The organism is Methylobacterium sp. E-046 (assembly GCF_022829625.1).
GTDB lineage: Bacteria > Pseudomonadota > Alphaproteobacteria > Rhizobiales > Beijerinckiaceae > Methylobacterium > Methylobacterium longum.
The window spans coordinates 36,033-48,525 of record NZ_JAKSYP010000108.1 but is presented as its reverse complement, the minus strand read 5'-3'; the positions used below and the strand labels follow the sequence as shown (position 1 = coordinate 48,525).

The window sequence follows — 12,493 nt, the reverse complement described above, 5'->3', positions numbered from 1 at the left end:
GATGCAGCCCTGATGAAACCCTCGAACTACTTCCGCCTGACGCTGACTGGGATGCTTAGATCCGCCACCAACATGCCCCCGACCCGTCAATTGGTGGAACTCCAGAAGCAGATCCCGACGCTCTATGGGCTGCTGTCCGCAAACGCCTGCGCGCTCGCGGCAACGCATTACCCCTTCGCACCTCCGGCCCTGACGCTCGGATTACCCGGCGCTCTGATCGTAGTCTGCCTGACGCGGGGGTTACAGTGGTGGCGCCTGCGCCCTGAGACACTCAGCGCGGCGCAAGCCACCCGCCAGCTCCGACGGACCAGTGTCTTGACGGCCATCTTCTCCGTCGCCTTCGTAAGCTGGGCGATGGCCCTGAATGTCTATGGCGGCCCCTATGAACAGGGTCACGTCGCGATCTTCGTAGCCATAACGGTCATCGCTTGCATTTTCTGCCTGACGCACCTGCCGATCGCGGCCTTCCTCGTGACGGGCATCGTCATGAGCGTGTTCTTGTTCTGCTGCATCGCAAGCGGGAACCCAGTCTTCCTGGCGATCGCCGTGAACACCACCTTCGTGACAGCCGTGATGATGCGTGTTCTCAGCAACAACTACCGCGCCTTCGTCCAGCTCGTCGCCTCCCAGGCCGAGGCCAGCCGGCTCTCGGAGGAAAACGCGCGCCTTGCCCATACCGACAGCCTCACGGGACTGCCTAATCGGCGCTACTTCTTCCTGCGCCTCGACGAAGCCATCCGAGACTCGACTTCGAGCGACACGCGTTTCGCGCTGGCGATCTTCGACCTCGACCGCTTCAAGCCGATCAACGATACCTATGGCCATAACGTGGGTGATCGCGTCCTGGCGGAAACCGGCCGGCGCTTGGCCGCGTTCGCGCGCGTCGGCGTGATTGTGACCCGCCTCGGCGGCGATGAATTCGGCGTCCTCGTCCTCTCGCCCGGGTCGCCCGAAGAGATCATCGCCTTCTGTGACGGCATATGCGCGGCGCTGCAGAAGCCGATCCTCCTCGGGGACATTCGCGTCATCACGGGTTGCTCGGGCGGCCTGGCAAAATTCCCGAGAGCAGGACGCGAGGCGGACGAGTTGTTCGACCGCGCCGACTACGCGCTGTACCACTCGAAAGAGCATCGGCGCGGTATGACGACTTTGTTCTCCCAAGAGCATGAGGACGCGATCCGCGCCGAGCGAGCCGTCGAGGCCGCCCTGCGTACGGCCGACCTCGCCGCCGAGACGGAGATGCATTACCAGCCGATCCTCGACACGGAGACGGGCGAGATCGCCCTCGTGGAAGGTCTGGCGCGCTGGACCAGCCCGACGCTGGGCCGCATCCCGCCAGACCGGTTCATCGCCGCGGCGGAGCGCTGCGGTATGATCCATGCCATGACCCTGCTGCTTTTGCGCAAGGCGCTGGCCGATTGCGCACGACTGCCCCCCGACATCGGCCTGTCTTTCAACCTGTCCGCCCATGATCTCGCCTCGCCTGAGACCATGGTCGCGATCCTCGCCGCCGTCACCGAGAGCGGCTTGAACCCTCGTCGCCTGACCATGGAACTCACCGAGACCGCTCTGATGCGGGACTTCGATCAGGCGAAGGCGGCCATCAACGCGTTGCGGGCTCTCGGCATCAAGATTGCGCTGGACGACTTCGGGACGGGCTATTCCAGCCTCGGCTATGTGCATCGCCTGCCGCTCGACAAGATCAAGATCGACCGTAGTTTCATGGCCGACATCGACACGGACCGAGGCTGCAGTCTCGTGTCTACGATCCTGGATCTCTGTCAGAATCTCGGGCTCGACGGCATCGCTGAGGGGGTTGAGACCTTTGACCAGCTCGAGGCCGCTCACCGCCATGGCTGCCGCTACATCCAAGGCTACCTGATCGGCAAACCGATGCCGGTCGCAGACCTTCTCCGAACCCTTCATTCGCCAAGCGCGAGCACTCAGCGGCTTCCCGTACATGCCATGGCGCGGTAGAAGTCAGTCCGCTTTTTCAAGCGCGCTTTTCTGAAGCGAACGGGCCGCTCCAGGCCACCGCGAGACACGCTGCCTCGCTCTTCCGCGCATCCGGGTTGGGTGGTTTGCCGCCGGACTGCTTCGGGGAAACAAGATTGGGCAACCGGACGTCCGCTCGGATCGCGGCGCAGGATGGCTGCCCGCCCGTCTCGGCAGTTCGCGGGCCGTTCCCGACATCTTGGAAGCGGACATCGGCTCAGGCCGCATGACAGGTTCGCGAGCGGGACAGGGGGTGCCGAGGCGTTTCCGTCCCGACGTGCATCCGCATTGCCTCAAGGGGGAGAGGTGCCCTAGGCAGTGGGCATGAGCATCAGCATCCGCGACGTCAGCGTCCCCGTCTTCGTCAATGCGCTTCGTAGCATGAGCGCCTGGCTCGACAAGGCGGCGCTGGAAAAGCCCGAGGCCGAGTTGCTCCTCGGTCGTCTCGCTCCGGACATGCGCCCCCTGCCGGCTCAATATCAGATGGCATCGGACAGCGCGAAGAACGCCGTGGCGCGGCTCGCCGGGATCGCGGCGCCTGCAATGCCGGATGTCGAGGCCAGCTTCGCCGAACTCAAGGAGCGCTGCACTAAGACGATCGCCTTCGTCGAAGGCGTCGATCCCGCCGCGCTGGCCTCGGGTGCGGAGCGCGAGGTGGAGCTGAAGTTCCCGAACGGTATGGGCTATCGCTTCACGGGGCAGCGCTATCTCACCGGCTTCGCCCTGCCGAACTTCTTCTTCCACGCCACCACCGCCTACGCGATCCTGCGCAGTGCCGGCGTGAGCCTCGGCAAGCCCGACTTCCTTCAGCACCTGGGACCGCCGAACATCCAAGCCGCGCAGTAGGCCCGGCCGCCCCTCGCCCCAAGGATCCCACCCTGCCGCGGCGATGTCCGGGGCAGGCCGATGCGCGGATGGACAATCCCAGGCGCCTCACGCCGGCGAACACGCGCCCGTTCGTCGAAGCTGTGCGTTTTTGCCCCAAGTAGTCGGCAATCCGCGACGGCGCTTCAGGACCTATTTCAGTCGCACCTTCATTTGCTCGCAAGCCGGAAATCCGTGCGGGCCGAGCTGCGACCGCGGCCGCCGCCTGAACGAACCCCGAGAGCAGCTGCCGACCTTTCGCCATGCGAGGCTGTAACAATGCGCTTTCTTCCCGCCAGTGTGTTCGTCCTCGTCGTCATGGCAGCGCCCGCTTCAGCGTTGGACGGAGGCGATACGATGCAAGCTTGGGCGGGAGCATCGTCCGCGGACAAGGACAATCTTCTGCGCAAGCTGGATACGTCGAGCGGCGGAAATGCTTCGCGCGATCGTGTGCGCTCTTGCCTTGACGACACCTCGAAGACGTCCGGCCACTCGAATCTGCCGATCTCGGAGGTCGCAAAGGCTTGCTCCGAACAGGCCGCGCGAGAAAATATATAGGCCCTTCACGTCATCAGACCCGCTCAGCGCTCAGAGCCCGCAGCTGACACGAGCCGCGATGGGCGGGTCGCCGACCTGACGCGGCAGCTGACCGGACCGGTATTGTGGACCGAGCCGGACGTGAGGCTACGGCGTGGCGGCAGTCATGGGGGCCGGAAGGCTCGATCCGGGAAGGTGCCGGGCGCGGGCGGCCGATCGCCCAGGCACGAGTGCGCACGCACGCGGTCGTCGGTGTTCTGCCAGAGCCCACTCCCGTTCTGCGCCTCCTTCGATGGCCCGGGAATCGGCGACGACGCGCGGGCTGGCGGTCCTGCTCTCCGTGAGCGACGCTCTCAACCAGAACTCGCTCGCGACGGTCGACGATGTGATCTTCGTCGGCGAGGAGGAGTTCGGCAACCTGCGCGGTGCGCACGCGCTGTTTCGTGACCAGACGGACATCGATGGCTTTGTTCCGGTCGACGGGATCGACATCAGCCGCCTGCTCAACCGCGGCACCGGCAGCCACCGTTGCGAGATCACCTTGAGGGCGCCGGGCGGCCACAGCTTCACGCAATTCGGTTTGCCCAGCGCGGTCCACGCGCTGGGGTCTGCCTCGACATGCGCTCCAAGGACGAGCGCGCGCTGCTCAGGGAAGCGGAGCAGGTCCTCGGGCTCGTGAGGCAGGCGGCCGAGGAGGAGAACCGGCGCTGGAACTCGACGGCCGTCACGGTGGCGGTCAAGCTGATCGGCGACCGGCGGGCGGGCCTCACGCCCCTGGCGTCCCCGGTCGTCCGGACGGCGCGCCGGTCGATCGCCTCGGTCCTGACGGATGCCACGGTCAACGTGACCGGGGAACATACGGACTCGAACGTGGCGATGTCGCCCGGCGTCCCGGCGGTGATCCTCAGCGGCGGCGGCGAGGGCGGGAATTCGCACTCGCGTTCCGCGTGGTACAAGCCCGTCAACGCCTATGTCGGCCCGCAGAACGCGCTGCCGACGCTCCTCACGCAGGTCGGCATCAAGGACGTGACCGAGCCGTCCTGACCACGCCCCGCACGGGCGTCGCCGTCTAAACCGCTATGGGTGAGTGCGTTTCCCAGCCGCTTCCCAATCGCGCCTTCTGAAAAGCGCGGATCAGGACAGTATCTGCTGAGTGCGTGAAGCTAATGGCGCGCCCGAAAGGATTCGAACCTCTGACCCCCAGATTCGTAGTCTGGTGCTCTATCCAGCTGAGCTACGGGCGCCTGACACGGCGGCGAGCTCTTGGCTCGCCGGTGTCAGGGGCTTCTAGAGGCTCGGATCGGGCTTGGCAAGACACCTCACGACACGGAATCGGGCGAGACGTCGGTCCCGTGCGAGACGCCCGCCGCGACCAGGGGCGGGTCAGGAAATCCGGCTCGCCGTCACGCGCTCCTCCGCGGCCCGGATCGCCTCCGGCGTGCCGACATGGAGCCACTGGCCGTCGAGCGCCATACCGAACAGCCGCCCGGCCGCGATCGCCCGGTCGAACAGCAGGTTGAGCGAGAACGCCCCCTCCGGCACATCGGCGAAGAGGCCCGGGGTCAGGATCGCCACGCCGGCGTAGATGTAGGGAGCCGCCGCGCGCGTCCCACGGCGCTCCAGGCGGCCATCCGGGTCCATCACGAAATCGCCGGCGCCCTCGTAGCCGAGGCTGGACGCGGTGGGTGCCACCAGGAGCAGCCCGTCCATGCAGCGCCCGTCCCAAGTTTCCACCAGCCTGCGCAGATTGGAGACCGATCCCTCGAGCCAGAACGAATCCGAGTTCAGCACCACGAAGGGTTGATCGCCGAGCAGCGGCAGCGCCTTGCGGATGCCTCCGCCCGTCTCCAGCAGCGCAGCGCGCTCGTCGGAGACCTGGATGACCGGCCCCCCGGCCCGGCGGCCGAGGTGAGCCTCGATCTGGTCGGCGAGGTAGTGGACGTTGACCACCGCGCGGTCGATTCCGGCCTCGGCGACCCGGTCCAGGGCGTGGTCGAGGAGGGCCTTGCCGGCCACCGCCACCAGGGGCTTCGGCACCGTGGCGGTCACCGGTCGCATGCGCTTGCCCAGGCCGGCGGCCAGGACGAAGGCGCGGCTGACGGCGGGGCGGGGCTCGCTCATGCGGTGAAGGATCCGGTGGTCAGGGTTCGGGAGCGGGGGGGACGAGGCCCGGAAGGTGTTCCGCATGCCAAGCCCGCAGCCCGGCCAGCGCCGGATGGGCGAGGTTGCGGGCGAGGTAGCCCTCGATCCGCGGCAGGTGGGCGAGGTAGCCGGGCTTGCCGTCGCGCCGGTCAAGCCGGGCGAAGATGCCGAGGATCTTGGTGGCCCGCTGCGCGGCGAGCAGCGCGTAGGCGGTGGCGAAGGCGCTGACATCGAAGGCCGGGTCCTTCCCCCGGCGCTCGCGGGCGTAGAGGCCGAGCAGCCGCAGCTCGAACTCCGCGCTGGCGTCGACCCGCGCATCCTGCAGCAGCGAGGCCACGTCGTAGGCCGGATGGCCCATCACGGCGTCCTGGAAGTCGATCAGCCCGACCCGCTCCAGCCCATCCCGATCGGGCAGCCAAATCAGGTTCGGAGAATGATAGTCGCGCAGGGTCCAGGTGGGCCGGTCCGGAACCGCCCCCGCCAGGGCCTCGCGCCACAGGTCGACGAAGTCTGCGCGCGCCGCGTCGGACAGGGTGACGTTCCGGATCGCCGGGGCGTACCAGTCCGGCATCAGCTCCGTCTCGAACAGCAGCGCCTCCGTGTCGTAGGCCGGCAGCACGTGCTCGATCCCGTCCGCCACCGGTAGAACCGCCGGCAGCGGGGTGGCGTGGAGCTTGGCGAGCAGGCGCACGGCCTCGGCGTAGCGCTCGGGGCGCGGGGCGCCGGCCTCGATCACCGGCTCGCTGCCGAGATCCTCCAGGATCAGCAGGCCCTCGGCGAGGTCCTCGCCGTAGATCTTCGGCGCCGAGAAGCCCAGCGCCCGCAGGCCGCGGTCGAGGGCCACGAAGGCGTGGACGCTCTCGGCCAGATGGACGATCGCGCTGTAGGGCTTGCCGTCGCGCACCGGCGGTCCGTCCGGCCGGGGCGGTGCGATCATCAGCACCGCGCTGGTGCCGTCGGGCTTGGTCAGGCGCTCGTAGGCGCGCGAGGAGGCGTCGCCCTGCATCAGCACGCGCTCGGCGAGATCCCAGCCGCTGCGGTCGAGGAGCCGGCGCACCGCCCGGGCCCGGTCGAGGCGGGCGCGCATGCCTCCGGAGCCGTCGATCCGGGCGAACCGCGCCTCGGGGCCGAACTCGGCCCGCAGGGACAGGTCGACGGTGAGCACCGGGCCGGCGCGGGGCGGCATCCGATCAGGCCACTCGACGAGGGTGATGGCGTCCTCGGCCATCTCGTCGAAGCCGAGCTCCACCAGCTCGTCGGAGTCGCGCAGACGGTAGAGATCGGCGTGGATGATCCCGCGGCCATCGCGGGCCGTGTAGGGCTGAACCAGCGTGAAGGTCGGGCTGGGAACTTCCAGACGCGGGTCGCCGGCGAGTTCCCGGATCACCGCGCGGGCGAGCGTCGTCTTGCCGCCGCCCAAGCCGCCGGACAGCGCCACCACGTCCCCCGGGAGCAGGAGTTCGGAGAGGAACAGCCCGAGATCCTCGGTGGCGGTCTCCTCCGGCAGCACAAATTCCCACGGGGCCGGCGGCGCGGATGCGCCCGCCGTCCCATCGGCCGTCTGCCCGTCCCGATCGTCTCCGCCCAAAGCCCGCCTCCGAGACCAGAGGGCGCATGGTCCGGAAACACGCCACGGATGCAAGCGTTTCCGATCGCGGTTGTGCGCTTCCCGACCGCCCGGTGCATCGAAAGCACGCTCCCGGTCGACCGCCGACGTCGGCCGTTCCGGCCTCGCGCTTGGCATACGGCTTGCCCGCCCGGCCCGGGCACATCGCCGATCCGGGCTGAAACCGGGTCGGAACGAGCCGATCCATCGAACAGGGAGCAAACGATGAAACGCGAGGACCTCACCGAGAAGCTGCTCGACATCAAGCGCGAGAAGGGGTGGAGCTGGAAGCACATCCACGAGGCGATCGGTGGCCTGTCGCCGTTCCTGATCACGGCGGCCTGCATGGGCCAGATGAAGCTGCCGAAGGCGCAGGCCAAGCGGGCCGCCGAGCTGTTCGGCCTCACCGAGGCCGAGGAGCGGATGCTCAACGAGGCGCCCTATCGCGGCTCGATCCCGTCGATGCCGCCCACCGACCCGCTGATCTACCGGTTCTACGAGCTCGTGATGGTCTACGGCACGACCTTCAAGGAGCTGATCCAGGAGGAGTTCGGCGACGGCATCATGTCGGCGATCGACTTCAACATGGACATGGCCCGGGAGGCCAACAACAAGGGCGACCGGGTGCGGCTCACCATGTCGGGCAAGTTCCTGCCGTACAAGTACTACGGTAACGACGACGATACGCCGGAATACGGGTTCAAGGAGGGGTGACCGTCGAGGAGGTCCGGATAATCCGGAACGCGCCCTCGTCCCGGGTTGCCGGGCGATCCCCGATCGCCCGGCCTCGAAGGCGCCCTCCGGACGGCGCGCGATCCCTGGAGAGCTCCCGCGCGGGCTACGCTCCGCCCTGACACGTCAGGATGAGGGCGCGGGTGGCCCGGGCCGCCCGTCGCCCCCTCCCGGAGAAACGGCCGGAGAAGCAGCCTCGCCGAGCCGCACTCCACCCGCCGGGACCGGCTCCCGTTTCAGGCCGCCGGCTGCCCCTCCGGCTCCAGGTAATCCTGCACCGGCCGCGCCGGCCCGCCCCGCATCAGCACGTAGAGGAACGGCACCAGCAGCAGCGTCGCGGGCGTCGCGAAGGCGATGCCGCCCATCACGGCGCGGGCGAGCGCCGCGTTCTGCTCGCCGCCCTCGCCGGTGCCGAGCGCCATCGGGATCAGCCCCAGGAACATCGCCGAGGCGGTCATCAGCACCGGCCGCAGGCGGGTCTCGCCCGCGGTGATCGCCGCCTCCAGGGCGTTGCAGCCCGTCGCCTCCCGGTGCTCCTTGGCGAAGGTGACGAGCAGGATCGAGTTCGCCGACGCGATGCCCACCGACATGATCGCCCCGAAGATCGACGGGATCGAGAAGGTCGTGCCGGTGATGAACAGCGCGAAGGTGATGCCGCAGAACGCCATCGGCAGGGCCGCGATCACCACGAAGGGGTCGCCCCAGCTCTGGTAGTTCACCGCCATCAGCAGGTAGACGGCGATCAGCGCGATGCCGAGGCCGATCTCCAGGCGGAGGAAGGCCGAGCGCATGTTCTCGATCTGCCCGCGCACCGCGATCTTGTCGGGCGCCTGCAGGTTCTTCTGCTCCTCCTGCGCGATCGCGTCGATGTCGCGCGCCACCGAGCCGAGATCCCGGTCCTGGACCGAGGCGAAGATGTCGAAGGTCGGCTGGATGTTGACGTGGCTGATCATGGTCTGCGTCGGCACCCGGCGGATGTCGGCGAGGCTGGAGAGCAGCGTCAGCACGCCCGGACCGGAGCCGGAGGTCGCGGCCGCGCGCACGAACATCGGCGTGTTGCGCAGGTCGGTGAGCGAGCTGTTGCGGTATTCGGGCGTCTGCACCCAGAGCTGGTAGGGGATGCCGGTCTTCGGGTCCGGCCAGAAGTTCGGCGTCACCTGATAGCTGCCGGACAGCGAGATGTTCATGTTCTGCGCCACCTGCTGCTCGGTGAGCCCGAGTTCGGAGGCGAGGCGCCGGTCGACGTCGACGTAGAATTGCGGCTCGTTGACGATCTGCTGCAGGTGGACGTCGACGAGCCCCTTGGTGTGCTTCAGCCGCTGGACGATGCGCTGGGCGACCTCCAGGTCCTTCTCCTTGTTCCGGCCGGAGACCTGCACGTCGATCGGTGTGAGGACACCGAAGTTCAGGATCTGGGTGATCATGTCGGCGGGCTGGAAATAGGCGATCACGTCGGGGAAGCGCTTCAGCAGCACCGCGCGCAGGCGCTTCATGTAGCCCGCCACAGGGCCGTGCCCCTCCTTGAGGCTGATGAGCATCTGCCCGTCGTTGTAGGACACGAACGAGCCGTCCGAGAACGCGAAATTGTAGTTGTTCGACGGCAGGCCGATATTCTGGAGGACCTGATCGACCTCGCCCGGGGGGATGACCTCACGGACGGTGTCCTCGACCTCGGCGAAGACCTGCCGGGCGGTCTCGATGCGCATGCCCGTGCGCGTGCGCAGATGCAGGGTCATCTGGCTCGCCTCGATCTGCGGGAAGTAGTCCTGGCCGACGAAGGCGAACTGCACGCCGGTCATGGCCAGCACGCCGACGACGATCCCGAGGGTGACGATCCGATGGCGCAGCACCGCGTGCAGCAGGCCGACATAGCCCCGGTGGAACCGCGCGAAGCCCCGCTCGAAGCCGGCGTGGATCCGGCCGGCGAGCCGCATCAGGGGGGCGCCGACGAGACCGAGCGCCCGGGCGATCCGGCCCCGCCGGGGTGCCTCATGCTGCGCCCGGTCCTTGGCGTGCTTCTGCCGGTATTCCGGCGCGACGATCACGTCGATCAGCAGCGGCACCAGGGTCCGCGACAGCAGGTAGGAGGTCAGCATCGCGAACACGACCGCGAGCGCCTGCGGGGTGAACAGGTATTTCGGCGTGTCGGTGAGCGCGAACACCGCCGTGAAGGCCGCGCAGATCGCCAGCGTCGAGATCAGCGCCGGCTTGGCGATCCCGGCGGCGCCGTGAACCACGCTCTCGCGGAATTCCTCGCCCTCCTCGAACAGCCGGTAGGTGTTCTCGATCGCCACCGTGGCGTCGTCCACCAGGATGCCCACCGCCAGGGCGAGGCCGCCGAGCGTCATGACGTTGATGGTCTCGCCCAGCGCCGCCAGCACGGCGAGCGAGGTCATCACGCAGAGCGGGATCGAGATCAGCACGATGATCGTCGAGCGCCAGGAGCCGAGGAACAGCAGGATCGCCAGTCCCGTCAGCGCCGCCGCGGTGAGGGCCTCGTGCAGCACGCCCTCGATGGCGTTCGACACGAAGACCGACTGATCGAACAGCGGCTTGATCGACAGGCCTTCGGGTGCGGCCGCGCGGATCGTCGGCATCGCCGCCTTGACGTTGTTGACGACGTTGAGCGTCGAGGCGTTGCCGTTCTTGATGATCTGCATCAGCACGGCCTGCTGGCCGTCGGCGCTGACGACGTTGACCTGCGGCGGACCGCCGTCGCGGACGTAGGCGACGTCGCGCATCAGGACCGATTGCCCGGCCACGACCTTGATCGGCGCGAGATTCAGGGTCTCGATCGAGGGCGGCGTGGCGTTGAGCTGGACGGGGTATTGCTGCTCGCCGATCTTGGTCAGGCCGGACGGCACCGTCAGGTTCTGGGCCGTCATGGCGTTGGTGACGTCCAGCGGCGTCAGGCCGAGCGCCTGCAGGGCGTTGAGGTCGAGATCGACCATGATCTGCCGGGGTGCGCCGCCGAAGGGCGACGGCAGGGTCGAGCCCGGCACCTGTGCGAGGGTCTGGCGGATCCGATACTGGGCGTAGTCGTAGACCTCGTTGAGGCTCTGCTTGGCCGAGGTCAGGGCAAGCTGGATCACCGGCACCGAGGAGGCGGAGTAGCGCACGATCACCGGCGGCTGCGTGCCGGTGGGCATCACGGCGCGGATCGAGTTGGTCGAGGAGACGACCTGGGCGATGGCCAGATCCAGGCTGACCGACGGGTCGAAGTAGACCCGCTGCACCGCCGTTCCCTGGAGCGTCGTCGACTCCATGCGGCGGATATTGTTGACGTTGTTGGAGATCCCGTATTCGGCGTAGGTTGTGATGCGCTGTTCCATCTCCGGCGCGGACAGGCCGGTATAGGTCCAGACCACCACGACGACCGGGATGTCGACGACCGGCAGCACGTCCTTGGGCATCACGACGATCGCGCCGACGCCGCCGAGCATCATCAGCACGGCGAGCACGTAGGTCGTGATCCGGAACTTGAGGGCGTAGAGGACGAGGCCCATGCGGTCTCCGCCGGCCGGCGGCGGGCCGGCAACTCCGCGTTGCATACCGGCGCACCGGATACCCGGACTGTTTCGCTATCACGTCCGGATCGGCAAGGGAGCAGGCAAGGGTCGGGCCGCGTCGCCGCAGGGCGGGCCCCCTTGGCGCCCGGGATGGATCGCCCGCACCCTCACGGGGAGGTGCCCGCCGGAGCGGGCCTCGAGGACGGACTCCAGGGTTCAACCGGCCGGCTGGCGGGCTCGTTCGAGCCTCCGCGCTCCGGCACCTCAGGATGAGCGTGCGCCTCGGACAAGATCGGCGCGGGGAAGCCTCGCCCGCCGGATCACCGCAGGAGCGCGGATTTGTCGACCTGCAGAGCCCCGGCGATCTCGTCGAGCGCCTTGTGCTCGACCGCGCTGATGCCGCCGAAATCAGCCACGTCCGCGCCGATCAGGAACACGTCTTGGCGCTGCTCGATCGGCCGCTCCGCGATGGCGCCGACGAGCCGCAGGTTCTCCAGGCGCCCCGCCCGGGTCTTGGCCCGGGCGATGGCCTCATAGAGTTCCTGCTCGACCCGCAGGGTGTCGTAGGATTTCTCGAGGATCGGGTTCGCGCGGATGCCGCTGATCGCCGACTCGATCTCCTCCTCGGCCACGTCCCCGTCGGCCACGATGACGTTGGCCGCGGCGGAGACCGCGGCCTGAAGGAAGACGGCGTCGCCCGCGTACGACATGATCGTGCGGCCGAACCGAAGGATGGCGTCCTGGAAAATGCTCATGCCGGCCTCCCGTCAGGTCGGAGATGGCGGACATTGTGGCCGCCGAGTCAAGATGCGGTCGAGCTTGGGCCGGGGATGCCGGCTCAGGTCGCGGGCTCGTGGCCGGGCCAGTCCCGCCCGAGATGGGCCGCCACGCGGGCCGGATCGTCGCCGACCGCCGCCACGGCGGCCTCGACCTGCTCCACCGGGACCATGAGGCGGCGTGCCCAGTAGGCCCGCTCCCAGGCGTGCGCTGTGTTGACGGCCTTCGGCTCGACCGGGTCCTGCGCGTTGTCGTCGGTCATCGGCTCCCTGCTCGCAGATGAGGGCCGAACCGCCCTCCGGCAGGGTAAACGCCGGTGGCGCCGGATCGG

Annotated in this window: 10 protein-coding genes and 1 tRNA gene; 5 read left to right on the top strand and 6 right to left on the bottom strand. The window is 68.3% G+C overall.

The window, feature by feature from the left end:
- Positions 1-12: 12 nt before the first annotated feature.
- From MKK82_RS09810 to MKK82_RS09790, 4 genes are all read left to right on the top strand, one after another.
- Positions 13-1,977, top strand: a complete 1,965-nt coding sequence (locus MKK82_RS09810; RefSeq protein ID WP_238285901.1) for a putative bifunctional diguanylate cyclase/phosphodiesterase — start codon at positions 13-15, stop codon at positions 1,975-1,977.
- Between the two features lie 342 nt (positions 1,978-2,319).
- Positions 2,320-2,841, top strand: a complete 522-nt coding sequence (locus MKK82_RS09805; protein ID WP_238285900.1) for a DUF1993 family protein — start codon at positions 2,320-2,322, stop codon at positions 2,839-2,841.
- Positions 2,842-3,736: 895 nt separating this feature from the next.
- Positions 3,737-4,075 (top strand): hypothetical protein, encoded by a 339-nt coding sequence (locus MKK82_RS09795; protein WP_238285898.1) that lies wholly within the window; start codon positions 3,737-3,739, stop codon positions 4,073-4,075.
- Entirely contained in the window at positions 4,072-4,440 is a 369-nt protein-coding gene (locus MKK82_RS09790) for a hypothetical protein (RefSeq protein WP_238285896.1), read from the top strand. Before MKK82_RS09795 ends, MKK82_RS09790 begins: the two co-directional genes overlap by 4 nt.
- A 123-nt stretch (positions 4,441-4,563) precedes the next feature.
- On the opposite strand, the gene MKK82_RS09785 is transcribed toward MKK82_RS09790, so the two are convergent.
- The 3 genes from MKK82_RS09785 to tsaE form a co-directional block, all read right to left on the bottom strand.
- Positions 4,564-4,640: transfer RNA gene (locus MKK82_RS09785), tRNA-Arg, on the bottom strand.
- Positions 4,641-4,779: 139 nt separating this feature from the next.
- The gene (locus MKK82_RS09780) at positions 4,780-5,517 is read right to left on the bottom strand and encodes a nucleotidyltransferase family protein (RefSeq protein ID WP_238285860.1); all 738 of its coding nucleotides are present in this window, start codon (positions 5,515-5,517) and stop codon (positions 4,780-4,782) included.
- Between the two features lie 19 nt (positions 5,518-5,536).
- Complete coding sequence (gene tsaE, locus MKK82_RS09775; protein ID WP_238285858.1) at positions 5,537-7,126, bottom strand: tRNA (adenosine(37)-N6)-threonylcarbamoyltransferase complex ATPase subunit type 1 TsaE; 1,590 nt, start codon at positions 7,124-7,126, stop codon at positions 5,537-5,539.
- Between the two features lie 243 nt (positions 7,127-7,369).
- Between tsaE and cynS the strand changes: the two genes are divergently transcribed.
- The gene (gene cynS, locus MKK82_RS09770; RefSeq protein WP_238285856.1) at positions 7,370-7,858 is read left to right on the top strand and encodes a cyanase; all 489 of its coding nucleotides are present in this window, start codon (positions 7,370-7,372) and stop codon (positions 7,856-7,858) included.
- 254 nt (positions 7,859-8,112) lie between these two features.
- On the opposite strand, the gene MKK82_RS09765 is transcribed toward cynS, so the two are convergent.
- The 3 genes from MKK82_RS09765 to MKK82_RS09755 all read right to left on the bottom strand — a co-directional run bounded on the left by MKK82_RS09765 (position 8,113) and on the right by MKK82_RS09755 (position 12,424).
- A complete protein-coding gene (locus MKK82_RS09765) occupies positions 8,113-11,382 on the bottom strand; it encodes an efflux RND transporter permease subunit (protein ID WP_243985473.1) in 3,270 nt (1,089 codons plus the stop codon).
- A 323-nt stretch (positions 11,383-11,705) separates the two neighbouring features.
- A complete protein-coding gene (locus tag MKK82_RS09760) occupies positions 11,706-12,140 on the bottom strand; it encodes a tellurite resistance TerB family protein (RefSeq protein WP_238285854.1) in 435 nt (144 codons plus the stop codon).
- 83 nt (positions 12,141-12,223) lie between these two features.
- Positions 12,224-12,424: a DUF3606 domain-containing protein gene (locus tag MKK82_RS09755; RefSeq protein ID WP_238285853.1), complete on the bottom strand. Its 201-nt coding sequence runs from the start codon at positions 12,422-12,424 to the stop codon at positions 12,224-12,226.
- Between the last annotated feature and the right edge of the window lie 69 nt (positions 12,425-12,493).